Annotated in this window: 26 protein-coding genes, 1 tRNA gene, 1 pseudogene and 1 other annotated feature; of the genes and pseudogenes, 11 read left to right on the top strand and 17 right to left on the bottom strand. The window is 65.9% G+C overall.

Going from position 1 to position 26,731, the window contains the following annotated elements:
• Window positions 1-84: 84 nt before the first annotated feature.
• Both atpB and CAURIS_RS04645 read right to left on the bottom strand, forming a co-directional pair.
• Complete coding sequence (gene atpB / locus CAURIS_RS04650) at window positions 85-879, bottom strand: F0F1 ATP synthase subunit A (protein WP_290343314.1); 795 nt, start codon at window positions 877-879, stop codon at window positions 85-87.
• Between the two features lie 288 nt (window positions 880-1,167).
• On the bottom strand, window positions 1,168-1,545 hold the full coding sequence (locus CAURIS_RS04645) for a Cg1360 family ATP-synthase-associated protein (RefSeq protein ID WP_290343313.1): 378 nt from the start codon (window positions 1,543-1,545) through the stop codon (window positions 1,168-1,170).
• Window positions 1,546-1,746: 201 nt separating this feature from the next.
• Here CAURIS_RS04645 and CAURIS_RS04640 point away from each other — a divergent pair, with 201 nt between their 5' ends.
• Window positions 1,747-2,412: an SDR family oxidoreductase gene (locus tag CAURIS_RS04640; RefSeq protein ID WP_290343046.1), complete on the top strand. Its 666-nt coding sequence runs from the start codon at window positions 1,747-1,749 to the stop codon at window positions 2,410-2,412.
• Here the strand turns inward: CAURIS_RS04640 and CAURIS_RS04635 are convergent.
• Genes CAURIS_RS04635 through rho form a run of 5 tightly spaced genes read right to left on the bottom strand, consistent with a single transcriptional unit; the run spans window position 2,409 to window position 8,036 of the window.
• Window positions 2,409-3,572 carry an MraY family glycosyltransferase gene (locus tag CAURIS_RS04635; RefSeq protein ID WP_290343045.1) on the bottom strand — a complete coding sequence of 388 codons (1,164 nt, stop codon included), beginning with the start codon at window positions 3,570-3,572 and terminating at the stop codon, window positions 2,409-2,411. The two genes, CAURIS_RS04640 and CAURIS_RS04635, sit on opposite strands and share 4 nt — an antisense overlap.
• Window positions 3,573-4,232: an L-threonylcarbamoyladenylate synthase gene (locus CAURIS_RS04630; RefSeq protein ID WP_290343044.1), complete on the bottom strand. Its 660-nt coding sequence runs from the start codon at window positions 4,230-4,232 to the stop codon at window positions 3,573-3,575.
• A 30-nt stretch (window positions 4,233-4,262) separates the two neighbouring features.
• Window positions 4,263-5,114 carry a peptide chain release factor N(5)-glutamine methyltransferase gene (gene prmC / locus CAURIS_RS04625; protein ID WP_290343043.1) on the bottom strand — a complete coding sequence of 284 codons (852 nt, stop codon included), beginning with the start codon at window positions 5,112-5,114 and terminating at the stop codon, window positions 4,263-4,265.
• Complete coding sequence (gene prfA, locus CAURIS_RS04620; protein WP_290343042.1) at window positions 5,101-6,195, bottom strand: peptide chain release factor 1; 1,095 nt, start codon at window positions 6,193-6,195, stop codon at window positions 5,101-5,103. The genes prmC and prfA overlap by 14 nt, the downstream gene beginning before the upstream one ends.
• Window positions 6,195-8,036, bottom strand: coding sequence for a transcription termination factor Rho (gene rho, locus CAURIS_RS04615; RefSeq protein WP_290343041.1), 1,842 nt, complete (start codon window positions 8,034-8,036; stop codon window positions 6,195-6,197). The genes prfA and rho overlap by 1 nt, the downstream gene beginning before the upstream one ends.
• A gap of 392 nt (window positions 8,037-8,428) precedes the next feature.
• Here rho and CAURIS_RS04610 point away from each other — a divergent pair, with 392 nt between their 5' ends.
• Entirely contained in the window at window positions 8,429-10,189 is a 1,761-nt protein-coding gene (locus tag CAURIS_RS04610; RefSeq protein WP_290343040.1) for a long-chain fatty-acid--CoA ligase, read from the top strand.
• A 71-nt stretch (window positions 10,190-10,260) separates the two neighbouring features.
• Here the strand turns inward: CAURIS_RS04610 and thrB are convergent, their stop codons facing one another.
• The 4 genes from thrB to argS all read right to left on the bottom strand — a co-directional run bounded on the left by thrB (window position 10,261) and on the right by argS (window position 15,686).
• A complete protein-coding gene (thrB, locus tag CAURIS_RS04605) occupies window positions 10,261-11,190 on the bottom strand; it encodes a homoserine kinase (protein WP_290343039.1) in 930 nt (309 codons plus the stop codon).
• 2 nt (window positions 11,191-11,192) lie between these two features.
• Window positions 11,193-12,545, bottom strand: a complete 1,353-nt coding sequence (locus CAURIS_RS04600; protein WP_290343038.1) for a homoserine dehydrogenase — start codon at window positions 12,543-12,545, stop codon at window positions 11,193-11,195.
• A 75-nt stretch (window positions 12,546-12,620) separates the two neighbouring features.
• The gene (lysA, locus tag CAURIS_RS04595) at window positions 12,621-13,976 is read right to left on the bottom strand and encodes a diaminopimelate decarboxylase (RefSeq protein WP_290343312.1); all 1,356 of its coding nucleotides are present in this window, start codon (window positions 13,974-13,976) and stop codon (window positions 12,621-12,623) included.
• Window positions 13,977-14,033: 57 nt separating this feature from the next.
• Window positions 14,034-15,686, bottom strand: a complete 1,653-nt coding sequence (gene argS / locus CAURIS_RS04590; RefSeq protein WP_290343037.1) for an arginine--tRNA ligase — start codon at window positions 15,684-15,686, stop codon at window positions 14,034-14,036.
• Between the two features lie 145 nt (window positions 15,687-15,831).
• Here argS and CAURIS_RS04585 point away from each other — a divergent pair, with 145 nt between their 5' ends.
• The 5 genes from CAURIS_RS04585 to CAURIS_RS04565 all read left to right on the top strand — a co-directional run bounded on the left by CAURIS_RS04585 (window position 15,832) and on the right by CAURIS_RS04565 (window position 20,680).
• The gene (locus CAURIS_RS04585) at window positions 15,832-16,617 is read left to right on the top strand and encodes a (Fe-S)-binding protein (protein WP_290343036.1); all 786 of its coding nucleotides are present in this window, start codon (window positions 15,832-15,834) and stop codon (window positions 16,615-16,617) included.
• Between the two features lie 5 nt (window positions 16,618-16,622).
• Complete coding sequence (locus CAURIS_RS04580) at window positions 16,623-18,131, top strand: LutB/LldF family L-lactate oxidation iron-sulfur protein (RefSeq protein WP_435384037.1); 1,509 nt, start codon at window positions 16,623-16,625, stop codon at window positions 18,129-18,131.
• A 1-nt stretch (window position 18,132) separates the two neighbouring features.
• On the top strand, window positions 18,133-18,768 hold the full coding sequence (locus CAURIS_RS04575) for a LutC/YkgG family protein (protein ID WP_290343035.1): 636 nt from the start codon (window positions 18,133-18,135) through the stop codon (window positions 18,766-18,768).
• Window positions 18,769-18,914: 146 nt separating this feature from the next.
• Entirely contained in the window at window positions 18,915-20,528 is a 1,614-nt protein-coding gene (locus tag CAURIS_RS04570; protein WP_353959252.1) for an alpha/beta fold hydrolase, read from the top strand.
• 78 nt (window positions 20,529-20,606) lie between these two features.
• Window positions 20,607-20,680: transfer RNA gene (locus CAURIS_RS04565), tRNA-Arg, on the top strand.
• A 275-nt stretch (window positions 20,681-20,955) separates the two neighbouring features.
• On the opposite strand, the gene CAURIS_RS04560 is transcribed toward CAURIS_RS04565, so the two are convergent.
• The 4 genes from CAURIS_RS04560 to cmtR all read right to left on the bottom strand — a co-directional run bounded on the left by CAURIS_RS04560 (window position 20,956) and on the right by cmtR (window position 23,230).
• Window positions 20,956-21,363 carry a transposase gene (locus CAURIS_RS04560; RefSeq protein WP_290343034.1) on the bottom strand — a complete coding sequence of 136 codons (408 nt, stop codon included), beginning with the start codon at window positions 21,361-21,363 and terminating at the stop codon, window positions 20,956-20,958.
• The gene (locus CAURIS_RS04555; protein WP_290343033.1) at window positions 21,276-22,004 is read right to left on the bottom strand and encodes an IS256 family transposase; all 729 of its coding nucleotides are present in this window, start codon (window positions 22,002-22,004) and stop codon (window positions 21,276-21,278) included. The genes CAURIS_RS04560 and CAURIS_RS04555 overlap by 88 nt, the downstream gene beginning before the upstream one ends.
• Before the next feature lie 267 nt (window positions 22,005-22,271).
• Complete coding sequence (locus CAURIS_RS04550) at window positions 22,272-22,874, bottom strand: cadmium resistance transporter (protein ID WP_290343032.1); 603 nt, start codon at window positions 22,872-22,874, stop codon at window positions 22,272-22,274.
• The gene (gene cmtR, locus CAURIS_RS04545) at window positions 22,871-23,230 is read right to left on the bottom strand and encodes a Cd(II)/Pb(II)-sensing metalloregulatory transcriptional regulator CmtR (RefSeq protein ID WP_290343031.1); all 360 of its coding nucleotides are present in this window, start codon (window positions 23,228-23,230) and stop codon (window positions 22,871-22,873) included. Before cmtR ends, CAURIS_RS04550 begins: the two co-directional genes overlap by 4 nt.
• Before the next feature lie 171 nt (window positions 23,231-23,401).
• Here cmtR and CAURIS_RS11605 point away from each other — a divergent pair.
• Window positions 23,402-23,470: pseudogene (locus CAURIS_RS11605) on the top strand (hypothetical protein); the annotation flags it as partial.
• A 325-nt stretch (window positions 23,471-23,795) separates the two neighbouring features.
• Here the strand turns inward: CAURIS_RS11605 and CAURIS_RS04535 are convergent.
• The gene (locus CAURIS_RS04535) at window positions 23,796-24,578 is read right to left on the bottom strand and encodes an IS3 family transposase (RefSeq protein WP_290343029.1); all 783 of its coding nucleotides are present in this window, start codon (window positions 24,576-24,578) and stop codon (window positions 23,796-23,798) included.
• 96 nt (window positions 24,579-24,674) lie between these two features.
• On the opposite strand from CAURIS_RS04535, the gene CAURIS_RS04530 reads away from it, so the two are divergent.
• The 3 genes from CAURIS_RS04530 (at window position 24,675) to CAURIS_RS11600 (ending at window position 25,871) form a co-directional block, all read left to right on the top strand.
• The gene (locus CAURIS_RS04530; protein ID WP_290343028.1) at window positions 24,675-24,986 is read left to right on the top strand and encodes a transposase; all 312 of its coding nucleotides are present in this window, start codon (window positions 24,675-24,677) and stop codon (window positions 24,984-24,986) included.
• Window positions 24,947-25,075, top strand: a sequence feature (AL1L pseudoknot). (Overlaps the previous gene by 40 nt.)
• Window positions 24,986-25,597, top strand: a complete 612-nt coding sequence (locus CAURIS_RS04525; RefSeq protein WP_353959260.1) for an IS3 family transposase — start codon at window positions 24,986-24,988, stop codon at window positions 25,595-25,597. Its footprint overlaps the feature before it by 90 nt. The genes CAURIS_RS04530 and CAURIS_RS04525 overlap by 1 nt, the downstream gene beginning before the upstream one ends.
• 97 nt (window positions 25,598-25,694) lie before the next feature.
• Window positions 25,695-25,871 (top strand): integrase core domain-containing protein, encoded by a 177-nt coding sequence (locus CAURIS_RS11600; RefSeq protein ID WP_353959251.1) that lies wholly within the window; start codon window positions 25,695-25,697, stop codon window positions 25,869-25,871.
• Between the two features lie 93 nt (window positions 25,872-25,964).
• Here the strand turns inward: CAURIS_RS11600 and CAURIS_RS04520 are convergent, their stop codons facing one another.
• Window positions 25,965-26,729 (bottom strand): ATP-binding protein, encoded by a 765-nt coding sequence (locus CAURIS_RS04520; protein WP_290343027.1) that lies wholly within the window; start codon window positions 26,727-26,729, stop codon window positions 25,965-25,967.
• Window positions 26,730-26,731 lie beyond the last annotated feature (2 nt).

Raw genomic sequence — 26,731 nt, 5'->3', positions numbered from 1 at the left:
GTTCCCGCCCGCTGGTCTAGTGCGGCGGGCGAGTGTTGAGGTGTGTGGGGTTATTCAGTTTGGCCTGTGTGTTTCGCGCCGTTGTTAGTGCGAATCCGCGTGAAGCGACAGCTCAATGTACACAGCCGTCAGGAGGGCGAAGATGTACGCCTGCAGGAAGATGATGATCAGCTCGTACAGGGTGAACAGGATCGCCGCGATCAGCGTCAGGCCACTCAGGGCCGTCCATGCGTTGAGCTGCCAGAAGAAGAAGTTCGTGGCGGAGTACAGCAGGACGAGAATGATGTGGCCCGCCAGGAAGTTCGCCATGAGACGAAGAGCCAGCGTGACTGGGCGCAGAATGAAGGTCGAGAAGATCTCGATGGGCACCACGAGGATGTGGAGCGCCGGCGGCAAACCGGGGATCACGACCGAGTGCTTGAAGTACACCACGCCGTGGCGCTTCACCCCGGCGTAGATCATCGCGATGTAGGCCACAGCCGCCAGCACGATCGGCATGCCGATGCGCGCGTTCGGGGAAATGTTGAGGCCCGGCACGATGGTCGCTGCATTCATGAACAGGATCGTGAAGAAGATGGTGGCGATAACCGGCAGGAACCGCTTACCGTCCTTCTTCCCCAGCGTGTCTTCCGCGATGTTGACGCGGACAAAGTCCACGCCCAGCTCCGCGACATTCTGCAGCCCTTTAGGAACCAGCTTCGGCTTCCTAAAAGCAATAACAAAGAGGAGCACCAAGATTGCCGCCACAAAGAGGCGAACGATCATGATGCGATCCAGCGCGAACCAACCATTGGCGAAGTCTTCACCAATGATGTGGCCGTACGTATGCCCCGGGAAAAATTCTGGACCAAGTGCGGGCGCGTGGAAGGTACCCTTCATGCCCTCGGCCAAAGTTGTAACGCTCAGCGTTCTCTCCCGTTCTCGGGCCGCACCCAGGCTCGGGTGCGGTGCGATGGACGTCTTCATGTGGTCTGCATCCGCGGCGGACTCCGTCGCACATCAGCAACCGCGGTGCAGGGGGTATTTCTTCAGGCGGTATCACGGCAACTCGCAAGTGGGCCCATGGCCACCTCAAGCAAACCCAGCGGCAAGCCTAACAGGTTCCGCGCCAATTGGTCGCCTCAGGGGGCCGAGTTTCCACCCCCGCGCGGCGCTGCCGGGGATTCGTCACCGATCGACGTACACGACGCGGGTGGTGATGACCCCCCACGCCTCCACCGCGAGCACCACCACGAGCGCGAGAATCGTGGTCACCCCGAACGCGATGTGATCGTAAAACTGCAGGTCGCGGATGAGAGCCAAGATGATAATCAAGACCACCATCTTGACTAACCAGCCGCCGAGGACAATCGCCATCGTCGCCGAGGGCGAGGTGTTCGAGGAGACAAGGACGGACAGTGCCGTCAGCATGACGAAACCGCCGCCGATCGCCGCGCCCATGAGCACCGCCCACAGCCCCGGCAGCCCCCTGGCCGCGCCCCACGCCATGAGAGAGACGATCGTCAGCGCGAGGAGAACCCACCCGCCGAGCCGAAGCGCCCGCACGAGAGGGGCGCGGGGGTCGTCGAAATCGGCGTCGTTTACCGCGAGGTCGCCTTCGCTTGCCGACGCCCCATGGGCGTCGCCGGCACCGTTTCCCTGCCCGTTTTCATGTGTAGTCACAGCTTCGCATCCTACCCGCGGCGCAAAAGTGTCTACGGTGGGGAGGTGTACGCGATTTCTTATGGAACCACACGAGGAGGAATCATGGCTCACAACGTTGCAATCATCGGCGCACACGGCAAGGTCGCTCGTCTGGCGGTGCCGCGCCTTCGCGAACAGGGACACACCGTCGTCGGGCTGATCCGCAAGCAGGAGCAGGTCTCGGACGTCGAGGCGGACGGCGCGACGCCGGTCGTCTTCGACATCCAGGACAACGACACCGCCGCGATCGAAAAGCTTTTGCGCGAGCGCGAGATCGACACTGTCGTCTGGTCTGCGGGCGCCGGCGGCGGTAACCCGGAGCGGACCTACGCCGTCGACCGCGACGCTGCCAAGCGCGCGATCGACGCCGCGGTAGCGGCGGGCGTTGGCCACTTCATCATGGTCTCGTACTTCGGTGCCGGCCTCGACCACGGAGTGGACAAGGACAACGACTTCTACCCCTACGCGCAGGCGAAGGGCGAGGCGGACGAACACCTGGAGCGCTCCGGCCTCAACTTCACCCTGGTGCGCCCGAGCATGCTCACCCTGGAGGAGGGCACGGGCCGGATCGACGCCTCCGCCGACGAGCCCACCGAGACCAGCCGTGCCAACGTGGCCCACGTCGTTGCCGCCGCTGTGGACAACGGCCCGGCAGGCGACGCCACGCTGAACCGCGTCATCGAGTTCAACGACGGCGAAACCCGCATCGAGGACGTTCTGGGCAACTAGCCGGGCCCAGCAGTCGGGTCCGTGCGTACCGGCCCGATCTTGCCCCGCATGAGCGGCACGGCCGTTAGCGCCGCCGCCGCGAGGAGCGCGGCGACGGTAAAGCCGGTGGCCCAGGTGACCGGGACGATGGAATAGCTCACCGCTCCGAAAGCGACGGCCGAGACCCACAGGTAGAGCACGAGCACCGTGCGGCGGTGGGTGTGGCCGAGCCGCAGGAGACGGTGGTGGATGTGCCCGGCATCGGCGGCAAACGGGCTCTGGCCGCGGGCGGTACGCCGGATCACCGCCCAGACGAGGTCGAGCACGGGTAGCGCGACGGCGGCGAGCACGACCACGATGGGGCTGATGAGCGCGACGAAGTCGGCCGCGCCGTAGAGGGACATGTTGATTTTTCCAGAGGCCGAGATCGAGGCGGCGGCGAGCAGAAGGCCGATGAGCATCGCGCCAGAGTCCCCCATGAAGATCCGCGCCGGCTCGAAGTTGTGGGGCAAAAACCCGGCGCAGATGCCCACGAGCGCCGCGCAGATGATCGCTGGCGGGTAGGCGGAAACGGCGCCGCCTTGGTCGTGGAGCACCGTCAGGGAAAAGACGAGGATGGCCCCACCCGCGATCATTCCCAGCCCTGCGGCTAGGCCGTCAATACCGTCGACGAAGTTCACCGCGTTGATGAGCACAACGGTGAAGATCGCGCTCACCGTCACGCCCTGCACCTGGTCGAAGATGAGAGTGGTCCCTCCCCCGACCGGCAGGTAGAAAACGGTGAAGACGAGGCCGAGCAAGCTCATGAGCACGGCGGCGAAGAACTGGCCGATGAGTTTGGTCAACGCCCCGAGCTCGTACAGGTCGTCGACGATGCCGACGATGACAATTGCCCCCGCACCCGCGAGCACCGCCGTCATCTCAGGCGTGACGGGCGCGAAGCCGCGGGTCAGCGCTGGTAGCTGCTGGGCGAGGAAGACCGCGGCGACGAACCCGGCGAACATGGCCAGACCGCCGACGGAGGGCGTCGGCTGCGTGTGCACGTCGCGCTGCCGGATCTCGGCGACGCGCCCCGTGCGCACGAGGAGCGAGCGAAGCGGCCCGGTTGCCAGGTACGTAATGGCGGCCGCGACGAGCAGCACGAGGGCGAGCTCGCGCAGCGGCACTCCCGCTCCGCTCATCTACTTCCTCCGCAGTTGCTCCGCGTCCAGGCCGAGGACCTCGCCGATGCGCTCGGCGGGAATGGCCCCCTCGCGCAGAATGACGGGCTGCGGCCCCGAGATGTCGATGATGGTGGACGCCTGCCCCACCTCTGACTCGCCGCCGTCGAGGTAGACGGAGACCGCGTCGCCGAATTGCTGCTTCGCCCCGGCCGCTGTGACGGGCGCGGGGCTTCCCGAGATGTTGGCGCTAGATACCGCCATCGGCCCGACCTCCCGCAGCAGCTCGATGGCGAGCGGCTGGTTGGGCATGCGGACGAGGACGGTGCCGCGCGTATCCCCGAGGTTCCACGGCAGGCTGGGCGCCTCGGGCACCACGATCGACAGCCCGCCGGGCCAGAAAGCCTCGACGAGGGTTTTCGCCGTCTCGGAAAACTCCCGCACGAGCCCCTGGATGGTCATCCAGGAGCCGACGAGGACGGGCACGGGCATGTCTGGGCCACGGCGCTTGGTGGCCAGCAGCCTGGCTACGGCGTCGTTGTTGAAGGCGTCGGCGCCGATGCCGTAGACCGTGTCCGTGGGCAGGACCACGCACTGCCCGGCCCGCAGGGCCTCCACCGCGGCCTTGAGGCCCTTTTCCCGCCCCTCAGGGTCCAGGCAGTTGTGGATCGTGCTCGGCATAGCTCTCCCTCGTCTTCTCCTCGGCTCGTGTCAGCCGTTTAGCTTACTCGCCGTGACAAAGCGGGCCCGACCCGTCAGGTCGTGCAGTACGGCTGGCTCTGCGAAGCGGCCCGCCGCTCGCACGGCCTCACACACCGCGCGCGAGGTGGTGTCGTCGTGCTCTATCCCCACGCTCCCGCCGGGGGAAAGGAGACGGGCGGCGACGGGCACGAGCCCGCGGATCGCGTCCATCCCCTCGGCGCCGGAAAAGACCGCCTCAGCGGGGTCGAAGTACACCTCCGGGGCAAGGTCGGGGTCCTCGGGCACATACGGCGGGTTCGCCACAACGAGGTCGATGCGGCCCGCGAGATCCTCAAGCAGCTCCGGGTCCGTCATGTCCCCCGCCAGCACGCTTATCGACGCCCCATTCGCCGCCGCGTTCTCCCGTGCGTAGCCGCGGGCCGTCGCGGAGCGCTCCACCGCGATGACACGGGCGTCCGGGCGGGCGCGCGCCATAAAGATCGCCAGCGCGCCCGAACCCGTGCCCAGGTCCACCACCAGCGGGTCCGCGGTATCGGCCAACGCGTCCACTGCCCACTGCGCCAGCACCTCCGTTTCCGGGCGCGGGATGAACACCCCCGGGCCAACCGCGAGCTCCAGCGGGCCGAACTGCGCGCTGCCTGTGATGTGTTGCAGCGGCTCCCGCGCCGCACGGCGGGCAATCGCGTCCGCGTAATCGCGGGCAAACCCTGCCGGCGCGTCGGTGAAGGAGAGGTGCAGGGGCGGGACGTCGAGAAGCGACGCGGCGATAAGGCGCGCGTCGACCTCGGGCGTGGGCACGCCCGCGTCCCCCAGGGTGCGGGAGGCGCGGGCGATCACGTCGCGCAGGCTACTCGGCTTCAAGGCGCTCCTGGCGCTCGTGATTCTGGAGGGCTGTGATGAGCTCGTCCATGTTCCCGTCGAGCACGGAGTCGAGGTTGTTGGCCTTGTAGTTGATGCGGTGGTCCGAGATACGGTTTTCCGGCCAGTTGTAGGTGCGGATGCGCTCGGAGCGGTCCATCGTGCGCACCTGGGAGGCGCGACCCTGCGCGGCCTCCTCCTCCGCCTTCTCTCGCTCGATCTGGTCGAGGCGGGCCTGCAGCACCTGCATCGCACGCGCCCGGTTCTGGATCTGGGAGCGCTCGTTTTGGCAGGTCACCACGATGTTCGTGGGCAGGTGGGTGATGCGCACGGCCGAGTCGGTCGTGTTCACGCCCTGGCCGCCCTTGCCAGAGGAGCGGTAGACGTCGATGCGCAGGTCCTTCTCGTCGATCTCCACGGAGCCGACCTCCTCCGGCTCCGGGTAGACGAGCACGCCGGCCGCTGAGGTCTGGATGCGCCCCTGAGACTCAGTCACCGGGATGCGCTGGACGCGGTGCACGCCGCCTTCGAACTTCAGCTTGCTCCACGCCCCGTCGCGCGAGGGGTTCTTGGACTTAATGGCCACCGTCATGTCCTTCGCCCCGCCCAGGTCGGACTCGGCAAGATCGAGGACGTCCCAGGTCAGGCCGTTCTTTTCGCAGTACTTCTGGTACATGCGGGCGAGGTCGCCGGCGAACAGGGCCGCCTCCTCGCCGCCCGCGCCGGCCTTGATCTCCATGATGATGTCGTCCCCGTCGTGCTCGTCGCGCGGGGCGAGCAGGTCGGCCAGCTCCTCCTCCAGGCGGACAATCTCGCCCTCGAGGCGGGAAGCCTCCTCGGCGAACTCCTTGTCCTCCGCGGCCATCTCGGCGGCGGCCTCGCGGTCCTCGCGGGCCTGCACCAACTCGTCGTTGACCTTGATGATCGGCTGTAGCTCGGCGTAGCGCTTCGAGAGCTTGCGGAAGCGCTCTTGGTCCCCCGCGATGTCCGGGTCGCCCATCTGGGCCTGGATGCCCTGGTACTCGGAGACGTAGTCGTCGACTAGCGAGACGTGCGAAGCGCCTTCGCTCGTGCCCTTGGCCATTAGATGTACTCCTCCTCCGACTGGGCCGCCGCCATCGGCGCGGACTGCGCGACGCCCATGAGGAACTCGCCGTTGGACTTCGTCTTCTTCAGCTGCTTGATCAACATGTCGATCGACTGCTGCGGGTCCAGGGCGGATAGCACGCGGCGTAGTTTGTGCATGACGCGCGCCTCCTCCGGGCTCATGAGCAGCTCGTCCTTGCGGGTGCCCGAGGGGTTGACGTCCACGGCCGGGAAGACGCGGCGTTCCGCGATCTTGCGGTCCAGCTTCAGCTCGGCGTTGCCGGTGCCCTTGAACTCCTCGAAGATGACGGTGTCGCCGGCGGAGCCCGTCTCCACCATCGCCGTGGCAATGATGGTCAGCGAGCCGCCCTCCTCAATGTTGCGGGCGGCGCCCAAGAAGCGCTTCGGCGGGTAGAGCGCGTTCGAGTCCACGCCGCCGGAAAGGATGCGCCCGGAGGCCGGCGAGGAGTTGTTGTAGGCGCGGCCGAGGCGCGTGATCGAGTCGAGCAGGACCACCACGTCCTGGCCCATCTCCACCAGGCGCTTCGCTCGCTCGATCGCGAGCTCCGCCACGGCGGTGTGCTCGCTCGGCGGGCGGTCAAAGGTGGAGGCGATGACCTCGCCCTTGACGCTGCGCTGCATGTCGGTAACTTCCTCGGGGCGCTCGTCGACGAGGACGACCATGAGGTAGCACTCCGGGTTGTTTGTCGCGATCGCGTTCGCGATGTTCTGCAAGATGGTCGTCTTGCCCGCCTTGGGCGGGGAGACGATCAGCGCGCGCTGGCCCTTGCCGATGGGCATGACCAGGTCAATCACGCGCGTGGTGAGGATGTTCGGCTCCGTCTCCAGGCGCAGACGCCGGTTCGGGTACAGCGGCGTGAGCTTGTGGAACTCCTTGCGCTGGCGCGACTCCTCCGGGCTCATGCCGTTGACGGAATCAACCCGAACCAGCTGGTTGTAGCGCTGGCGGTTGCGCCCGGAGCCGTGGGAGTGGCCCTGCCCGTTCGCGCGCACCTGTCCGATCACGGCGTCGCCCGAACGAAGGCCGTTGGAGCGCACCAGCTTGTTGTTGACAAAGACGTCCGCGGAGTTCTGGCGGTAGCCGGTGGTGCGGATGAAGGCGGAGTTGTTGTCCACCACGTCGACAATCCCGGCGACCTCCTGCAGCTCGGACGGGTCGAAGTCCTGCTGGTTCGAGTTGTGGTTGCCCTCGTTGTTGTGGCCGTTGTTGTGGCCGTTGTTGTTCCCGTCGCCCCGGCCGCGATTGCGGTTGCGACGGCCCCGGCGCCCGCGCCGGTTGCCCCCCTCGTTGTTGTCCCTGTTGTTATCCCGGTTGTTGTCCCTGTTGTTGCCGCGGCCACCGGAGTTGTCGTTGTCCTGCTGCTCCCCCGAGCCGCCGTCCTTGGAGTTGTCGTGGGAGTTGTCGTGCGCGTTGTCGTGGTTCTGGCGGGCGCGGTTGCGGCGGGCGCGGCGGGCGGCGGAACGCGACTCGTAGCGCTGGTCCTCGCCCCCCTCCTCGGGCTTCTCGGGCTTCTCGGTCTTCCCAGACTCCCCCGTCTGCTCCGTCTTTTCCGCCTTCTCCGTCTTCAGCGCGGCGTCCTCCCCCTCGGCGGGGGCGGCGGCCTTGCGGGTGGCGCGGCGGCGCGGGGCCTCGTCCGTCCCCTCCGCCTTCTCGGCGGCCTTGCGGGGGACGACACCGGTGTTGATCGCCTGGATCAGCTCCCCTTTGCGGAGGCCGGAGAGCCCCTTCAGGCCCTGCTCGGCGGCGATCTTGCGCAGTTCTGGGATCTTGAGCGCAGCCAGGTTCTGCCCTGCTGCGGTGGTGCCCGATTCGGTCACGGATGTCCTTTCGTCGCTCGCCCGGCCAGGTTGTGCTCTTCGCGGTCGTTCTGCGCTGTGGTGCCGGGAAGCTTTCGTGTGCAATTTCGTCTTGTGGTGCTCGCGCGGATGGGCCGGGGCGCATTTCGCCCGCCCGCTCCCCCGCGCTCGCGCGGCGTCCGGACCGCCCAGCCGGGTGCGGCCAAACAAGGTCCGGCGCGGAGCTTGAAAACAAGGGGTGGAACCGCAGCCCACGCCCTGACACTCGGCGCAGGTGCGCGGGGATCGCTCATGAAGGTTCCCAGGAAGATCCACTAGCGGAAGATTCACTGGCGGTCCGGTGGTCATTCTAACGCATAAGGCGGCCGGAACGCATAAACGGGGCGTCGAAAAGCAAAGCTAGAGTAGAGGCCATGCTCTCCACCATGCAGGAAGTGCCGTTTTCCGTCGGGCGGATCCTCGAGTACGGCGAGACGGTCCACGGGACGACGAAGGTCACCACGTGGCGCGCCGGCCAGGCCGAAGAGTCGAGTTTCGCGCTGGTCGGCGCACGCGCTGCCGCGTTCGCGCACGCGCTCCACGACGACCTCGGCATTGACGACGACCAGCGAGTGGCCACCCTCATGTACAACTGCGCCGAACACCTCGAGGTGATGTTCGGCGTCGCGGCGAAAGGTGCCGTGTTTACGCCCCTGAACGTGCAGCTCATGGAGGATCAGATCGCCTACGTGGTCAACCACTCCGAGGCGGAGGTGGTTGTCGCCGACCCGCGCCTGGCGCCCAAGCTCGGCCGCATCCTAGACAGCTGCCCGACGGTGCGCGCCGCGGTGTTCACCGGCGTCGAGCCCCTCGACGGCCCCGCCCGCGAGATGCCGGAACGCGTCGAGGTCTACAGCTACGAATCGCTTCTCGACGGCCGCCCGACGATCTACGAATGGCCCCAGCTTTCGGAAAACACCGCCGCTGCCCTCGTCTACTCCACCGCGACGACCGGCGCGCCGAAGGGAGTGGCCTACTCCCACCGCTCCATCTGGCTCGAGGCGATGAGCCTGCGCGCCACCGACTCGCTCGCGGTCAGCCACGGCGAGTCCTTCCTCTGCTGCATCCCCGTCTACCACGTGCTCAGCTGGGGCGTGCCCTTCGCGGCCTTCCTCGTGGGGGCCCCCCTGGTGCTGCCGGATTCCGATGTCTCCGCCCCGACGCTGGCCAAGCTCATCGCCAGCACCCACCCGCGTGTCGCGCACGGGGTGCCCACGCTGTGGATCCAGCTCATGGTCCACTACGTCCACAACCCGCCGGAGCGGATGAGCCTGACCGAGATCTACGTCGGCGGCTCCCCCGCCCCGCCGGCGCTAATCAAGGTGTGGGAGGAGCGCTACGGCGTCGACGTCGTCCACGTCTGGGGCATGACGGAGACCTCGACCGTGGGCACGATCGCCCGCCCGCCCTCGGGCGTGTCCGGCGAGGCGCGCTGGGCGTACCGCGTTTCCCAGGGGCGTTTCGCGCCGTGGCTCGAGTACCGCGTGGTCAACGACGGCGAGGTGATGGCCGCAACCGACCGTTCCCAGGGCGAGATCCAGGTGCGCGGGAACATGGTCGCCGCCTCCTACTACCACTCGCCGACGCAGGAGCCCGGCGAAGCAGCCAGCACGTTCCGCGGCGAGGACGTCTCTGACGCGCGCGATTTCTTTACCGCCGACGGCTGGCTGCGCACGGGCGACGTGGGCACAGTGACCAACGACGGCTTTATGACGCTCTACGACCGCGCCCGCGACGTCATCCGCTCCGGCGGCGAGTGGATCTATTCCGCGCAGGTGGAGAACCTGATCATGGAATCGCCCGTAGTCGTCGAATGCGCCGTCATCGGCTACCCCGACCGCAAGTGGGGCGAGCGGCCGCTGGCGATCACCGTCCTCTACGAGGGCATCGACCCAACCCGCGAAACCGCCGAAGAGCTGCGCGACTCCCTGCAGGGCACCCTGCCGACGTGGATGGCGCCCGAGTACTGGGCCTTCGTCGAGTCCATTGACAAGACCTCGGTGGGCAAGTTCGACAAGAAGGACCTGCGCAAGCACCTGGCCAACGACAAGTACGACATCATCACCCTGCCCGGGCCGGGCAATCGCTCCCACGGCAACCCGACGTCCGAGCAGGTCGAGGCGGCCGAGGGATAGCGTTCTCCAGGCGCCCCCATGTCGTCACGGAGAGGCGCCATCGTAGGTCTGGGAGCGGCCCTTCGACGCGTCTACGCGCGGAGCAGTTCCGCAGTCACAGGCCCGGCGATGTCGAGCTCGAGGACGCGGAGGCCGGCCTCACGCGCGGACTCGAGGATCTTCGGGTCGACCGGCTCCGTGGACAACACCATGGCGGTCGGGCCGGCACCGGACAGGTAGGCGGCGTAGCCGCGGTTGCGCAGCCGGTTGACCCACTCGGCCGTAACCGGCAGGACGTCGGAGCGGTAGGGCTGGTGCAGGCGGTCGCGGGTACCCTCCCAGAGGAATTCGGGGTGAGTCTGGATCGCCACCGTCATCACCGCTGTGCGGGAGACGTTGAAGCGGGCGTCGGTATGCGTGACGTGCGAAGGCAGCACCTTTCGCACAGCGTGCGTGGACGCGTAAAAGTCTGGGACGAGCGCCGTGGCCATGATGTCCTTGTGCACTGTGACCGAGACCGCGCGGTACTCCGGTTGGGACACGCCGTCGACGGGAATGTTCGTCCACGACACCACCGCTCCGCCCACGACGCTGGCGGCGGCGTTGTCGGGGTGGCCCTCGAACGCGGAGCTGAGCTGGATGATCTCGTCGGTGCTCAGCGGCCCGCCGGCAAGCGTATTCGCGGCGACAACGCCGGCGACGGCAGCGGAGGCGGACGATCCCAGTCCGCGGGACTGCGGGATGCTGTTGTGGCAGGTCACCTTCAGCCCCGGAGCGTGGACGTCGGCGGCATGGAGGCCCGAGTTGATCGCCTTGACCACGAGGTGAGAGCTATCGCGGGGCAGGTCACCGGCGCCCTCGCCGAAGATCTCCACCTCTAGGCCGGAGCCCGTAACTTCCACCTCGACGGTGTCGTAGATTCCCACCGCCACACCGAGGGTGTCAAAACCAGGGCCCAGGTTCGCGGAACTGCCGGGAACCGTCACGCGGGCGCGCAAACCTACCTCAAGATCAATGCTCATGGCTAAGCCCCGAGACGGATGACGGAGTTGATGGCCTTGACCTCGTCGATCTCACGGAGTTCGTCGACGATCGCGGCCAGCTTGCTCTCGAGGGATTTGTGGGTGACCACGATCAGGCGGGAGTGCTCGCCCGATTCCTCCTGGCGGACCGCGGAGATGGAGATGTTCTGCGCGGCGAAGCGGCGGGAGATCTCGGCCAGGACACCGGCGCGGTCAGCCACCGACATATCGATGTGGTAGCGCGTGGGCACGTCGCCGAAGTCCGCGACCGGGTAGTGCGCGTACGGGTTCTCGGCCGGGGCGCGGCCGCCGTGGATCTTGTTGCGGGCTGCGCCGACCAGGTCGCCGAGGACGGCGGAGGCGGTGGGCGCACCGCCGGCGCCGTTGCCGTAGAACATCAGGCGGCCAGCGGCCTCAGCCTCGACGAACACGGCGTTGTAGGACTTATCGACGGTGGCCAGCGGGTGGTCGTTCGGCACGAGCGTCGGGTGAACGCGGGCGGAGACGGAGGTCTGACCGGCGTCGTCGATAAGCCTTTCGCAAATGGCGAGCAGCTTGATGGTGAAACCGGCTTCGCGCGCAGCCTCGATGTCCGCGGCGGTGATGTTGGTGATGCCTTCTGCGTGGACGTCATCGTAGGTCACGCGGGAGTGGAAGCCCATCGACGCCATGATCGCGGCCTTGGAAGCGGCGTCATGGCCCTCGACATCTGCGGTCGGGTCAGCTTCCGCATAGCCCAAGCGGGTGGCCTCGGCGAGAGCCTCGTCGTAGGTCATGCCGGTGGACGCCATCGCGTCCAGCACGTAGTTAGTCGTGCCGTTGACAATGCCGGAGATGCGCTGGACCTGGTCGCCCGCCAGGGAGCGGCGCAGCATGCCCACCACCGGGATCGCGGCGGCCACGGCTGCCTCGTAGTAAAGGTCGACGCCGGCGGCGTTGGCGGCATCGGAAAGCTCGTCGGCGTGGGCGGCGATGAGGGCCTTGTTCGCGGTAACCACGGATTTGCCGGCGTTGAGCGCGGCGAGGACCAGCTCGCGCGGGTAGTCAATGCCGCCGATGACCTCGACCACGATGTCGACGTCATCCCGGTCGATCAACTCACGGGCGTTATCCGTAAGAGTGATGTCTGGGAAGTGGTCGAGCACCTCGCGCTTCTTGCTCAGGTCGGACACGGCCACGCCGCGGACGTCGATCGGGCCACCGATGCGGTGTTCGAGGTTGCTGGAGAACTCGTTGATCAGGCGCAGTACCTCAGTGCCGACGGTTCCCATACCCAGCAAGGCGACCCCCACGGGTTGCCCGATACCCTTACCGGGGTAGTTTCCGTTCCTGCCTTCGGAACTCAGCGCGGTCATGGTACTCCTGTGTCATAGTTACCGGCCGCTTTCGCCGAGGTGGCGGGGCGAAGCGGCCGTTGCGGACGTAATGCCCTACGAGTCTACAAAAACCTCTCGGGCGAGTAAGTCATCAATGGTCTCGCGGCGGACCATCGGGGTGATCTTCCCCTCGCGCACGCTGACCACCGCGGGCCGGCCGAAGCAGTTGTAGTTGGACGCCATGGAAAAGCAGTATGCTCCGGTGGCGGCGAGGGCGATGAGGTCGCCGGGGGCGATATCGTCAGGCCAGAGGGCATTATTGATGAGGATGTCGCCGGATTCGCAGTGGGATCCGACCAGACGCGTCGCGTGCGGGTCGCCTTCGGTGTTGCGGTTGACAATGCGCGCGTCGTACTCGGCGCCGTAGAGCGCGGTGCGAATATTATCGCTCATCCCCCCATCGACGGCGATGTAACGGCGGGTGGCCTCGTCGGTCACGCGGACGTCCTTGACGGTGCCCACAGAGTAGACGGTCACGGCCGCGGGGCCGGCGATCGCGCGGCCCGGCTCCACGATCACCGTGGGCGGGGCAATGCCCAGGTCCCCGGCCGCGTCCCTGACGGCGCGGAGCAGGTCGCGGGCGACGGCGTCGACATCAAGCGGCTCTTCCTCCACCGTGTACGCGATGCCGTAGCCGCCGCCGAGGTCCAGGAAGTCCAAGTGGAGGCCGAGCTCCTTGTAGATCGTGGCGTACAGGCCCAGCACGCGGGAAGCGGCGAGTTTGAAGCCCTCGGCGTCGAAGACCTGGGAGCCGACGTGGCAGTGCAGGCCGGTCAGGCGGAGATTCGGTGCGTCGTGCGCCGACTGTGCCGCGCGGAACGCGGAGCCGGAGGCCAGGGACAGGCCGAACTTCTGGTCCTCGTGGCTGGTGGCGATGAACTCGTGGGTGTGCGCCTCCACACCGGGCTTGACGCGGATAAACACGTCCTGCACCGCGCCCTCTTCCCCGGCGATGCGGTTTAGCGTGTCGAGCTCCTGGTGGGAGTCGATGACCACGTGGCCGACGCCGCTGGTCACGCAGCGGCGCAGAAATGAATCGCTCTTGCTGTTGCCGTGGGCGGTGATCCGCTGCGCCGGGAAATCTGCGGCCAAAGCGATGAGCAGCTCGTTCTCGCTGGCTACGTCGAGGGCGAGGCCTTCTTCCGCCACCCACCTGGCAATGCGCGTGGTCAAAAACGCCTTCGCCGCGTAGTGCACGTGCGCCGGGTTACCGTACGCGCGGGCCATGTCGCGGCAGCGGGACCGGAAGTCGTCCTCGTCGACGACCATGACCGGAGTACCGTATTCGGCGGCGATCTCCGTCAGCGGCACGCCGGCGATGGAGACAGAGCCGTCCTCGTGGCGGGCGGCGTTGCGGGGCCACACGTGGGCGGGCAGGTCATTAAAGCAGCCGGCCTCGTTGTGCCGCATCCGCAGCAAATCGTCGCGGGAGAGGTTCGCCGTGTTCAGGACGGGATCGAGCATTCGCTACATCCTCTCCGGGGCCGTGACGCCGACAAGGCGCAGGGCGTTGGCCAAAACGTGGCGGGTCGCCGCAGCCAGAGCGAGGCGCGCGGCGTGGATCGGCTCCGGATCCTCGCCCGCCTTGGGCAGGATCTGGCAGGAGTCGTAGAACTTGTGGAAGGCGCTGGCGAGCTCCTCGGCGTAGCGGGCGATGCGGTGCGGCTCGCGCAGGTCGGCGGCGGCTCGGACAACCGCCGGGAACTCGCCGAGCGTGCGGATGAGGTCGCCCTCCTTCTCGTGCGACAGCAGCGCGACGTCGGCCCCGGCGTGGTCAACCCCCGCCTCGGCCGCTTTGCGCTGGAGAGAGCACAGGCGCGCGTGCCCGTACTGCACGTAATAAACGGGGTTGTCCGAGGACTGCTTTGTCCACAGGTCCAGGTCGATGTCCAGGGTCTGGTCGACGGAGGAGCGCACGAGGGCGTAGCGGGCGCCGTCGACCCCGATCGCGTCGACCAGGTCGTCGAGGGTGATGATCGTCCCGGCGCGCTTCGACATCTTCACCGGTTTGCCGTCGCGCACGAGGTTGACCATCTGCCCGATGAGCACCTCGACGGCCTCCGGGTCGTAGCCGAGCGCCTGCGCCGCCGCGCGCAGGCGCGCGATGTAGCCGTGGTGGTCAGCGCCGAGCATGTAAATGGCCAGCGTGTGGCCGCGCTCGAACTTGTCGGCCACGTAGGCGATGTCGCCGGCGATATAGGCCGCGTCGCCGTCGGACTTGAGCACCACCCGGTCTTTGTCGTCGCCGAAGTCGGTGGAGCGCAGCCACCACGCGCCCTCGGATTCGTACAGGTTGCCGTTGTCCTTGAGCGTCTGGATCGCGCGGTCCACCGCCCCGGACTCGAACAGGGAGTTCTCGTGGAAGTAGACGTCGAAGTCGACGCCGAAGTCGTGGAGGGACTGCTTGATGTGGGCGAACATCATCTCCACGCCCTCCGCGCGGAAGGTCTCCTGCACCGCGGCGGGCTCCCCCTCGAGCACAGCTGGGCGCTTGTCGACGACCCGCCCGGCGATCTCCGCAATGTAGTCACCGCCGTAGCCGTCGTCCGGGGTTGGCTCGCCCTTCGCCGCCGCCACCAGCGAGCGGGCGAAGCGGTCGATCTGCCCGCCGTGGTCGTTGAAGTAGTACTCGCGGGTCACCGCGGCGCCGGAGGCCTCGAGAACGCGGCCGAGGGAGTCGCCGACCGCGGCCCAGCGGGTGCCACCCAGGTGGATCGGGCCGGTGGGGTTGGCCGAGACGAACTCGAGGTTGATCTTCTGCCCGGCGTAGGCGTCGGAGCGGCCGTATTCGGTGCCCGCGGCGAGGATGTCGGTGACGATCTTGCCCTGGGCGCCCGTGGCCAGGCGCAGGTTGATAAAGCCGGGGCCGGCGGCCTCGGCGGTGGCGATGTCGGGGTCGGCCGAGAGGGCGTCGACAAGCCATGCGGCGAGCTCGCGCGGGTTGGTGCCAGCCTTCTTGGCCACTTGGAGGGCGATGTTGGTTGCGTAGTCGCCGTGCTCCGGGTTGCGGGGGCGCTCCACCGTGACCGTCTCCGGAACGACGGTGGCGTCGAGCTCGTGGGCCGTGAGAACGTCGGTGGTGGCCCTCTTGATCGTGGCGGCGAGGTCTGCTGGCGTCATGGGCCAACAGTGTAATTGAGGCCGCGGACATCCTCCCCCTCAGCCTCGGCGGGACCCATGAGGCGGCACATGGGCCTGCGGCCAGGCGTAGTATCGCGTTAACCTCATATTCGCTGGATAGATTCTGGAAAGAATGGAGCCACACATGCGTGTAGCGCTGTTTCCGACCTGCATCGGTGACGCCCTGTTCCCGGACGCGCACAAAGCCTCCGCGCTCGTGCTGGCCCGCCTCGGCTACGAGGTCGTCGTGCCCGAAGGGCAGACCTGCTGCGGGCAGATGCACATCAACACCGGGTACCAGCGCCAGGCGGCGCCGATCGTCGAGACCTACGTCGAGGCATTTTCCGACCCCTCCATCGACTACGTCGTCGCGCCCTCCGGCTCGTGCGCTGGCGCCGTGCGCCACCAGCACGAACGCCTCGCTTCGCGCTATGGTTCCCCCGGGCTCGCCGAGGCCGCCGCCGCCACCGCGACGAAGACCTACGAGCTCACCGAGTTTATCGTCGACGTCGCCGGGACCACCGAGCTCGGCGCCTTCTTCCCCCACCGGGTGACCTACCACGAGTCCTGCCACTCGAAACGCATCCTCGGCGTGGGCGAGCGCCCCTACCAGCTGCTGCAAAACGTCGCGGGCCTGGAGCTTGTGGACTTGCCGCTCAAGGAGGAGTGCTGCGGTTTCGGCGGCACCTTCGCGGTGAAGATGGCCGAGGTCTCCGCCGCGATGGTCGCCGACAAGGCCCGCCACATCAAGGAGACCGAGGCCGAGTACGTCACGGCGGGCGATTCCTCCTGCCTAATGAACATCGCCGGGGCGCTGAGCCGCCAGCACCTCGGCGTGCGCGCGGTGCACATCGCGGAGATCCTCGCCTCGACGAGGGAGCACCCGTGGACGCCGACCTCAGCCGCCTACTCGAGGGAGGCCATGCTGTGAAAGTCATGCTGGGCAGGCCCGCCATGCCGCCGCGCGCGAAAGGCCCGAGCAACCTGCGCGGGGCCACAAAGTTCCAAAAAAGGGCACACAGCGAGCTTGACGACGTCACAAAGAGGCGCAACCTCACCTACGCCACCACCTCCATCCGGGCCAAGCGCCAGGGAGTGGTCGACGAGCTTGACGACTGGGAAGCGCTGCGCGAGGCCGGCTCCACCATCAAGCGCGACGTGCTGGCGCGGTTGCCGGAGCTGCTGGAGCAGTTCGAGGCGGAGGTGACCAAGCGCGGCGGCCACGTGCACTGGGCGCGCGATTCGCGCGAGGCCAACGACATCATCCGCCGCCTCATCGAGGAAACCGGAGAGACGGAGGTGGTCAAGATCAAGTCGATGGCCACCCAGGAGATCGCGCTCAACGAGGAGCTGGACAAGGCCGGGATCCACGCGCAGGAGACCGACCTGGCGGAGCTCATCGTGCAGCTGGGCGAGGACTTCCCCTCCCACATCGTCGTGCCCGCCATTCACCGCAACCGCGCCGAGATCCGCGACACCTTCGTCGCGCACATGCCCACCGCCGACGAGTCGCTGACCAGCGAGCCGAAGGAGTTGGCGGAGGCGGCGCGGAAGTTTCTGCGCGAGCAGTTCATGAAGGCAAAGGTGGCCATCTCCGGCGCCAACTTCGGCATCGCGGAGACGGGCACCATCTCCATCGTGGAATCCGAGGGCAACGGCCGGATGTGCCTGACGCTTCCCGAGACCCTGATCAGCGTGATGGGCGTCGAAAAGCTCGTGCCCACCTTCGCCGATCTCGGGGTCTTCCTGCAGCTTCTGCCCCGTTCCTCCACCGGCGAGCGGATGAACCCCTACACCTCCCTGTGGACGGGCGTGACCGAGGGCGACGGCCCGCGCAACTTCCACATCGTGCTGCTTGACAACGGCCGCACCGCCGCGCTCGCCGACGACATCGGGCGCGAAGCCCTGAAGTGCATCCGCTGCTCCGCGTGCCTCAACGTCTGCCCCGTCTACGAGCGCGCAGGCGGCCACTCCTACGGCTCGACCTACCCCGGCCCGATCGGGGCGATCCTTACCCCGCAGCTGACCGGCATGGACTCGGCGAGCGACCCGAACGCCACCCTGCCCTACGCCTCCTCACTATGCGGGCGCTGCGACGAGGTCTGCCCCGTGAAAATCCCCATCACCGACATCCTCCTCGAGCTGCGCCACCGCAAGGTCGAGGACCACACCCCCGTCGCCGAGTCGAAGGCCTTCGCCGCGCTGGGGCTGCTCTGGAGCACACCCGGGCTGTGGGACAAGGCCGTGCGCATGGTCGCGCTCGGCCGCGTCCTCGGCGGCTTCAACCGGCAGATCTCCACCCTGCCCGCCCCCTTGTCCGCCTGGACCAACTACCGCGACGTCGCCGTGCCCCCGAAGAAGTCCTTCCGCTCCTGGTGGGACACCGAGGAGGCCCGCACGCTGCTTTCCGACGCCCGCCCCAGCGACCAGGACGAGGAGAACTAGCATGGCCCGCACCGCAAAACAGGAGATCCTGGCCCGCATCCGCGACGCGCTCGCGCTTTCCGACGCCCCCTCCCACGTCACCCCCGCCCGCGAGTACCGCACCGAGTCCTCGCACAGCGCCGCGGAGCTGCGCGAGCTCCTCGTCGACCGGCTCGTGGACTACAAAGCGGACGTAGTGGACACCACGGCAGGCGACCTGCCCGCCACCCTCGCCTCGGTGCTGCGCGAGCGCGACTGCTCTGAGGTCGTCCACGCCCCGGGCCTCGACGCCTCCCTTTTCTCGCGCTTCGAGGGCACCGCCCGCCCCGACGACCCCGCCTCGGACCCGCGCGATCTCGGCTCGGTCGACGCCGTGGTCACCGACTCGCACGTCACCTGCGCCCAGACCGGTACCATCGCCCTGCAGGCCGACGATGTCTGCGGGCGCCGGGCGCTGAGCCTCGTGCCGGACCGCCACGTCGTGATCGTGCGCGCCGACACCGTCGTCTACGGCGTGCCGGAGATGATTGAGCGCATCGACCCGGAAAAGCCCGCCACGATGATCTCCGGGCCGTCCGCCACCTCCGACATCGAGCTCGTCCGCGTCGAGGGCGTGCACGGCCCGCGCGACCTGATCGTGCTGGTGGTGGCGCCTTAACGCACAAAGTGGCCGGTCTCCCTCGAGAGGGCGACCGGCCGCTTTGCTGTCATTGTTTCCCGTGCCACGCTTTCCATCGCGCGCATAGCTAGTATGAGGCACAGTTCATAAAAATCCATGTCATGAACCTGGAAAGGCTCGACACATTGACAGCGAAACACCCAGCAAAAACCTCGGCATCACTCCTCGCTGCCGCCGCCATCGCCAGCAGCGTTTTCGCCCCCGCCGCCTCGGCCGATCCCGCACCGCAGATTCGGTGGGAGGAGTGCCCCGCCTCGGTCACGCTCCCCAGCGCCCAATGCGGCAGCTTTGACACGCCAATGCGTTACGACGACCCCGCAAGCCCCACCATCTCCATCGGCGTGATGAAGATCCCGGCCGCCAACCAGGCCGCCAAGCGCGGCGTTCTCTTCGGCAACCCCGGCGGCCCGGGCGGCGACGGCTACACCTACTTCGGCTCCCCCGAAGCCGGGTTCGAATGGCCGCAGGAGATCGTCGACGAGTGGGACCGCGTCATCGTCCAACCGCGCGGGCTGCTCCACTCCACACCCCTCGAGTGCACCCTGCCGGAGGTCTCTGGCCTTTCCTCACTGGCACGCGTCCAGGCCGAAGGCCTGCTGAGCTCCGGTGCCCAGAGCCGCGCGGCCTGCGACGGCCCGCACCCCGGCTACGCCGCGACGATCACCACGGAAAACAACGCCCGCGACTGGGACGCGGCCCGCCGCGCGCTGGGCTACGACACCATTTCCATCCTGGGCCTGTCCTACGGCACCTACCTCGGCTCCGCCTACGCCACCCTCTTCCCTGCCACCACCGACCGCGTGGTGCTTGACTCCGCCATGGACCCCAACGCCCAGTGGCAGCAGCTCATGCGCGACCAGCAGGCCGGCTACGAGGCCGTGCTCAACGAGTACTTCGCGTGGGTGGCAGCCAACAACGCCACCTACGGCATGGGCGACACCCCGCTCAAGGCGTACCAGTACTGGTCCCGCCGCGTCGTCGCCGAGACCGGCACCAACCCCACCGTCACCCCGCCGCCCGCCCGCGTCGGCGACCTCCCGCCCGGGCTCGAGTTCACCGGCCAGCTGGGCGCGGACGTCATGACCGCCACCGGCAAACCCCGCGTGGAGGCCGAGGGAATCGTCTCCCGCCTGCTCAACCCCGGCGCCAACCAGGCCGCGTCGCCGCTGCTGAACAACACACGCATCTTCCTGCCTCAGGCGCGCAGCTGGGACACCCTCGCCCGCATGACCAACGGCACCTTCGAAGCGCCCCAGCTGCCCGAGCCTTCGCAGGCAATGATCGAGGAGCTCGCAGCCTCCGCCTTGGCGCTGGTGCGCCTCCAATCCGTGCAGATGTGCAACGAAAACGTCACCCCGCCCGACTACTCCCTCATCCCCGCCGCCGTGTGGAGCAACTTTATCTCCGGCGACATTTTCACCGCCCCCAACGCCCTCATCGGCTCTGGCGCCTACTGCTCCGGCGCCCAGCCCGTGACCGGCACAATCCCCCTCAGCGGCGCCGGGCTCAAAGTGCGCCCCCTGCAGATCAACGCGCTCAACGACCCCCAGACGGTCTACGCCGGCCGCGGCACCATCGCCAACGCCATGGGCTCCCACCTGGTCACCGTCCACGGCCCCGGCCACGGCCACGTGGGCCTGGGCAACGCCGCCGTGGACCGCATCGTCGTGGACTACCTGCGCTCCGGCGAGGTCCACACCACCGACGCCCCCGGCTACTTCGAGGCGCTCGCCCAGTAAGAACAACCCGTTTTCACCCCGCCCACGCGGGGTGCTAGGGTTGTAACCCGTTGCCCGCCCTCACCGGCGGCAGCGGATGTCTTCGTAGCTCAGTGGATTAGAGCATCGGTTTCCGGTACCGAAGGTCGCAGGTTCGAATCCTGTCGGGGACACGGGTGTCATGAGTCTCGTCATGCTTGACGCATGAATCGCGACTTGCTGGACGGACCGGCATCCCAGTTGGGTCAAGTCCACGGTGGTGGTGTATCTGCCTTTCGATAAGAACAAGCAGGGTGACGGTGTCAGGGGCCGTCACGAGCTCGGTGCTGGCGTGGGCTCATGCAACCTCCTGAGTGGATTCGCCGGCATCAATGACGGTGGCTCTCATCATCGTTGTGGTCTGTTCCAGGCTGGTTAGCGACATGTAGCGTTTCTGTTTGGATCCTTCTCACTCGTGTTGCTCGGCGAGTACCGCCCCGACCAGACGCACGACGGCGTCGCGGTTGGGGACAATCCCCACGACGTCGGTGCGGCGTCTGATCTCCCGGTTGAGCCTTTCGGTGGGGTTGTTTGACCACACCTTCGTCCACACCGCTTTCGGGGCATTCGTAAACGCCAGCAGGTCGTCTAAGGATTCCTCCAGGTGAATGCGCCACATGGGGGAATGTCTGCTGGCAAAACTCGACAACGTCTCGGGCCTGGTCCCACACAGCCTGGGCGTCGGGTTGTTGGAAGATCGTGTGAAACATCGCCGACAGGGTGGGCCACTTAAGTTTTCGGCACCATCGATGATGAGGTTCTTCGCGAAATGGGTGCGGCACCGCTGCCAGGACGCGTTGGGCAGGCAATCACCCACAGCGGCTTGGATGCCCAGGTGGGCGTCACTGGTGACCAGGTACACCTGATCCAGGCTGGAGTGGGCGGGGCTTTCAGGTCGCGGAAGAACCCGGTCCACGACGCGGCCGATTCGGCGGTGGCGACCTGCATACCACACAACTCCCGGTACCCGTCGGCGTTAACCCCGGTGGCCAGCAGCACGCTGGTTTTCACGACGCGCCCGCCTTCACGCACCTTCATGGTCAGCGCGTCGCAGGAAACATAGAGGTAGGGGCCGGTGTCCAACGGGCGGGTGCGGAAGTTGTCGACCATCACGTCGAGTTCTTTGGCCATGGTAGACACCTGTGACTTCGACAGGTTGGTGATCCCGAGCGTGGCGACCAGGTCGTTCATTTGGTGGGTGGAGACCCCCTTGAGGTAGCAGGTGGCTACGACGGTGGCCAGGGCGCGTTCTGCTCGTGAGCGGCGCGGGGGCAACCAGTCGGGGAAGAATGATCCGCGGCGAAGTTTCGGAATTCTCACGTCGATGGTGCCCACGCGTGTGTCCAGGTCGCGGTGGCGGTAGCCGTTTCGGTGGTTGGTGCGGGTGTCGCTGACGGTGGCGTAGTCAGCCCCGCAGACGCTGTCTGCCTGGATGGACAAGGATCTGGTTGATGACATCCTGCAGCATCTGACGCATCAGATCCGGAGAGGCTTGGGCGAGCAGCTCATCAAGGTAGGCGGTCGGGTCGATATGATTGGGTCCAGCGGCCACTCACGGTGGTTCCTTTCGAGGAGAGGTAAGAACTGATTCGAAAGGTACTGCGGTGGCCGCCTCACACATTCATGAGGCCCCTCACCGACAGTCACAGATACACCACGCTAACGGACACAACCGAACCGAGAGGGGTGCGCCCGGCCGGGGCCGTTTGGAACGCTGCTGCTACGTCAGAGCCCGAAGGCTCCGCCGCTGACGAGGATCACGATGCCGAGGCCGATGAGAACGATGGGAAAGAGGATGTGCTCCCAGCGTTCGAACATTTCCGCGATCGGGGGGCGGGTGGCGACGAACTTTGCCAGGGCCACCAGGACCGCAACGAGCGCGAGGAAGATAACGCAGTAGGCGACTACTGCGAGAGGTTCCACGCTGAGGAATACAGGGGTGTAGACGCCGATGTTGTCGCCACCGTTGGCAAAGGTGACGCCTGCGACTGTCCCCACGCCGACCTTCTTGTCGGCAACCTTGGCCTCGTCGTCATCGTCGTCATCGTCTCCGCGCCAGGCCTGCCATGCGGCCCAGAGGCCGAGGCCCAGAGGGATGAGACCGAAGTACGGGATGGCTGTCGAGGGCAGGAATGCTCCGGCGCCGATGGTCACCAGAACCGCGGCACCGAGGATGCCCGCGAATCCGAGGTACTGGCCGGCCAGAATGCGGGCGGTAGTGCCGCGCTGGCCTGCCCCTCGCGCGAAGAAGAGGGAGAGCACGATGATGTCGTCGATGTTGGTAGCTGCGAACAGGCCTATCGCCTGCAAGACCGAGGTGAGAATCATGCGTCCTCCCCAGCTGCGTAGCACCCGGGAAGCGAGCAGGCGGGATCGATGCACGGGGCGTCTTCGTCTACTGCCAAGGTGGCATCGATCAATGTAGTCAGCGCCTGCGCCAGGTGCGGATCGGCGATCTCGTATCGCGTCCGACGCCCCTCGGGCTCGGAGACGACGATCCCACAATCGCGCAAGCATGCCAGGTGGTTGGACACGTTCGGGCGTGTCAGGTCCAGATCTCGGGACAGTTCCGCCGGGTAAGCGGGATGGTCGAGCAGGGTCAAGATGATGCGGGATCGAGTGGGGTCGGCCAGTGCACGACCCAGGCGGTTCATCACGTCGAGGCGCGAAGCAATGGTCAGCATGCACTGAACTATACAGCGAGCACTGAACTAGACAAGTTCCGGGTAGCGGTGCAGCTGGTATGTGCTGCTCAAGAGACAGTGGAAGTAGCAGAGATCGCAGAGTGTTAGCGACGCTTGAAAAGTAGCCCACTTGCGACGGTCGAAAAGTAGCCCACCGACAAGATTGGATGGGTGATTTCCGTGGAAGATTGGGCCAAGATCAGGAATCTGCGTCGACAGGGCCTGTCGATCAGGAAAATCGCGGCCGAAGTTGGCTGCTCGAAAAAGACGGTGGAAAGGGCGTTGGCCTCAGATGCGCCGCCTGTGTACAAGAAGCGTGCAAGCACCGAAAACAGCTTCACCCCGTTTGAATCGCGGGTGCGTGCCCTGCTGGTGCAGACCCCGCCGTTGCCTGCCACTGTGATCGCGCAGCGTGTGGGGTGGTGTGGGTCGATCACATGGTTTCGCGATAATGTGCGCCGCATCCGCCCCGACTACCAGCAGGCGGACCCGGTGGACACGCTGATTCACCGCCCTGGTGAGCAAATCCAGTGTGATCTGACTTTCCCCTGGTGTGGGCTGAGGATTAGGACCGTGTGGCTTGAGTGGCTGCGGTTGTGTTTTCTTTCCTCCATTGCACCGCGAATCGATTCGGGCTCATGTAGCCCAGCGATGAATGAGGATGGGTGTCATTATACCGCTTCGACCAGAACCCGATGATCTGCCGGGCCTGCTCGACGTCATCGAACAGATTGTCTTCCAAGACCTCGTCGCGCATCCGGTTGTGAAACGATTCCACAAACCCGTTATGCCACGGCTGCCCAGGAGGAATGAATGCCTGCACACACTTGTGCTCTTCGGCCCAATCCTGCAGTTTAGCAGCAATAAATTCAGGACCATTATCCATCCTGAGCACTTTCGGCGCCCCGCGGTCAAGCACGGCAAGATCCAATAGCTCCACCACGGATGCCGCATCAATGGACCTGTCCACTTTGAAAGTCACATGCTGGCGTGTGAACTCGTCGATGACATTGCAGATCTTAAAGCGCCGCCCCTGGTAGTCAGAGTCGAATTGGAAGTCCAACGCCCACACATGCCCCGGGTGGTCGGCTGGGCTCACACGCGCAATCGGCGTTGTGGCACAGACCCGTTTACGTAATGTGCGTGGAGTCACCAACAGTTGTTCTTTTCTCCATAGGCGGCGAAACGCATCCCGGCCGATGTCGTAGCCGGCGTCGAGAGCCGCGACATAGGCACGCCTGTAGCCCCACCTGCGATGGGAATCGGCGAAGTCATTAACCCACCGACGGAGGTCGTCGTGTTTAACAACCGAGGGATCAAGCATTGCCGCTTCGCGTTGGGCGCGCATCCGGCAATAGGACGAGCGTGACAGCCCGACTACGGCGCATGAATGGTTCGCCCCGGGTTTAATAGAGGGTAGGAATTTGGAAAAGGAGCCCTACACATGCCCTCGAAGTACACGCCTGAGTTGAGGCAGCGTGCCATCGAACTGGTGCTGCACGCGCAAGCTGACCCTGACACGTCTCGTGGTGCGATATCCCGCATCGCTGTCGAGCTCGGAATGAGCAAGGAAACTCTGCGCGGCTGGGTCCGCGCTCATAAACAATCCGGCGCGGCAACCCCGGCTGAATCTATGGATCTTGCAGCAGAAAACCGCAGACTGCGAGCTGAACTGATTGAAGCGAAGCGCGCTAACGAGATTGTGAAAAGAGCGTCGGCTTTTTTCGCGGCGGAGCTCGACCGCCCACACACGTAATCGTCCGGTTCATCGATGACAACCGGGAGGAATTCGGGGTCGAGCCGATTATTCGCGCCCTTTCAGCAACCGACGCGAAAATCGCCCTGAGCACCTACTACGCCTACAAATCCCGGCCTGAATCATCTCGATCTATCCGCGACCGACAACTACGCAACACTTTGCGTGCCATCTATGACGACAACTACTCCTGCTATGGAGCGCGCAAACTATGGGCCGAGGTCAATCGCCGAGGCGACTTCGGTCACGTCGCCCGGTGCACCGTCGAGCGCCTCATGGCACTCGAAGGCATCCGTGGTATCCGGCGCAGGAAGAAAAAGCCTTCCACCCGCAGCGCTGCCCCCGATAACTGCCCAGTCGACTTGGTCGAGCGCGACTTTTGTGTCGATGCGCCGAACCGGCTGTGGGTCGCGGATATCACATACATCCCCACGCGTGTCGGGTGGGTGTACGCCTCGTTCGTCCTCGACGCGTATACCCGGGAGATTGTTGGCTGGCAGATCACCAACCACATGCGCACGTCACTGGCTAAAGACGCACTTGACATGGCCTTGTCAGCGCGCCTGCGCGCCGGTGAAGATGTCTCCGGGCTGATCCATCACTTTAGATAGGGGCGTGCAGTACAGGTCGGTCGTCTACGGAGAGACCTTGGCCCAGTCGCAGGTTATCGCTTCGGTTGGCTCGCGGGGAGACTCCTGAGACAACGCGATGGCAGAAGCGCTGAACTCAGTGTTCAAAGCTGAACTCATCGACCGTAGGACCTGGCCGGGGCTGCGAGATGTTCTCGTCGCGACGTCGACATTGGTCGGCTGGTACAACAACCGCCGCTTGCACTCGGCGCTGGGGTACCGCCCACCGAGCCAGGTCCATCAGGAATACTGTTAGGACCACGTGTTTAGTAACGGTGTGGTGAGTATTGAGTAACGCCCGGGTGAGTATCGAGTAACACCCGGGCGTTTTGGGGTTTTGGTGGGGTTATTAGGCCAGTCGCATGTTGGTACCTTCGAGTGTGATGATTTCGGCGCCGGCGACGAGTCGGTTGAGGATGGATTCGGCGATGACGGCATCCGGGATGGATTTGTACCACTCGTCGGGTGTGAACTGGGATGTCACGATGGTGGATCCGCGGGGTTCGCGCTCTGCGAGGATGTTGAGCAGTTGGTGTGCGGTAGCGGCATCGATTGGGGTGGTCAGGAAGTCGTCGAGGACTAACATGTCTGTGTGGTGGAGGTCTTCGAGGAATGTGATGCGGGCTGGGTCGTCGTGTTTGAGCACGGCGAGGTGGTTGGAGAGTGTGTCGGTGCGGAAGAAGCGTGCGGAGTAGTCGTTTCGGCACGCCGCGGTGAGCAGTGCTTGGGCGAGGTAGGTCTTGCCGACGGAGGATTTGCCCAGGATGACAATGTTTTGTGCGCTTTGGCACCATCGGCAGTGAGCGAGTCGGGTGATTTGCTCTTTGTTGATGGTGCGGCCGGGCGTGTAGGTGATGTCTTCGATACAAGCATCGGGATTTGGCGATCGGGATGCTTTGAGCAGTTTGTTGACTCGCCTCTCACGCTTGGCCGCTACCTCTTTGTCGAGTGCGTAGAGCACTTTGTCGGAGAAGCTCCAGTCGTCGAATGCGGGATCGGCGGCGATGTCGATGACGCTTTGTCCGAAGGCGGTCATGCGCAGGTCGGTAAAGACCGGCAGGACTGATTCGTCGAGGAAGCGGGCAGATGCTGATGCTGGTTGTGGGTGGGGCATGG

Origin of the sequence: Corynebacterium auris (genome assembly GCF_030408575.1) — a bacterium.
GTDB classification, from domain to species: Bacteria; Actinomycetota; Actinomycetes; order Mycobacteriales; family Mycobacteriaceae; genus Corynebacterium; species Corynebacterium auris.
This window is presented reverse-complemented; position numbering and strand designations above follow the sequence as displayed.

Excerpts from the sequence above, each read along its gene's own strand:
- atpB (WP_290343314.1), bottom strand. The coding sequence starts at position 879 with ATGAAGGGTACCTTCCACGCGCCCGCACTTGGTCCAGAATTTTTCCCG.
- CAURIS_RS04640 (WP_290343046.1), top strand. The coding sequence starts at position 1,747 with ATGGCTCACAACGTTGCAATCATCGGCGCACACGGCAAGGTCGCTCGT.
- CAURIS_RS04635 (WP_290343045.1), bottom strand. The coding sequence starts at position 3,572 with ATGAGCGGAGCGGGAGTGCCGCTGCGCGAGCTCGCCCTCGTGCTGCTC.
- CAURIS_RS04630 (WP_290343044.1), bottom strand. The coding sequence starts at position 4,232 with ATGCCGAGCACGATCCACAACTGCCTGGACCCTGAGGGGCGGGAAAAG.
- prfA (WP_290343042.1), bottom strand. The coding sequence starts at position 6,195 with ATGGCCAAGGGCACGAGCGAAGGCGCTTCGCACGTCTCGCTAGTCGAC.
- CAURIS_RS04610 (WP_290343040.1), top strand. The coding sequence starts at position 8,429 with ATGCTCTCCACCATGCAGGAAGTGCCGTTTTCCGTCGGGCGGATCCTC.
- thrB (WP_290343039.1), bottom strand. The coding sequence starts at position 11,190 with ATGAGCATTGATCTTGAGGTAGGTTTGCGCGCCCGCGTGACGGTTCCC.
- CAURIS_RS04600 (WP_290343038.1), bottom strand. The coding sequence starts at position 12,545 with ATGACCGCGCTGAGTTCCGAAGGCAGGAACGGAAACTACCCCGGTAAG.
- lysA (WP_290343312.1), bottom strand. The coding sequence starts at position 13,976 with ATGCGGCACAACGAGGCCGGCTGCTTTAATGACCTGCCCGCCCACGTG.
- argS (WP_290343037.1), bottom strand. The coding sequence starts at position 15,686 with ATGACGCCAGCAGACCTCGCCGCCACGATCAAGAGGGCCACCACCGAC.
- CAURIS_RS04585 (WP_290343036.1), top strand. The coding sequence starts at position 15,832 with ATGCGTGTAGCGCTGTTTCCGACCTGCATCGGTGACGCCCTGTTCCCG.
- CAURIS_RS04580 (WP_435384037.1), top strand. The coding sequence starts at position 16,623 with ATGCTGGGCAGGCCCGCCATGCCGCCGCGCGCGAAAGGCCCGAGCAAC.
- CAURIS_RS04575 (WP_290343035.1), top strand. The coding sequence starts at position 18,133 with ATGGCCCGCACCGCAAAACAGGAGATCCTGGCCCGCATCCGCGACGCG.
- CAURIS_RS04555 (WP_290343033.1), bottom strand. The coding sequence starts at position 22,004 with ATGTCATCAACCAGATCCTTGTCCATCCAGGCAGACAGCGTCTGCGGG.
- CAURIS_RS04550 (WP_290343032.1), bottom strand. The coding sequence starts at position 22,874 with ATGATTCTCACCTCGGTCTTGCAGGCGATAGGCCTGTTCGCAGCTACC.
- cmtR (WP_290343031.1), bottom strand. The coding sequence starts at position 23,230 with ATGCTGACCATTGCTTCGCGCCTCGACGTGATGAACCGCCTGGGTCGT.
- CAURIS_RS04535 (WP_290343029.1), bottom strand. The coding sequence starts at position 24,578 with ATGCGCGCCCAACGCGAAGCGGCAATGCTTGATCCCTCGGTTGTTAAA.
- CAURIS_RS04530 (WP_290343028.1), top strand. The coding sequence starts at position 24,675 with ATGCCCTCGAAGTACACGCCTGAGTTGAGGCAGCGTGCCATCGAACTG.
- CAURIS_RS11600 (WP_353959251.1), top strand. The coding sequence starts at position 25,695 with ATGGCAGAAGCGCTGAACTCAGTGTTCAAAGCTGAACTCATCGACCGT.
- CAURIS_RS04520 (WP_290343027.1), bottom strand. The coding sequence starts at position 26,729 with ATGCCCCACCCACAACCAGCATCAGCATCTGCCCGCTTCCTCGACGAA.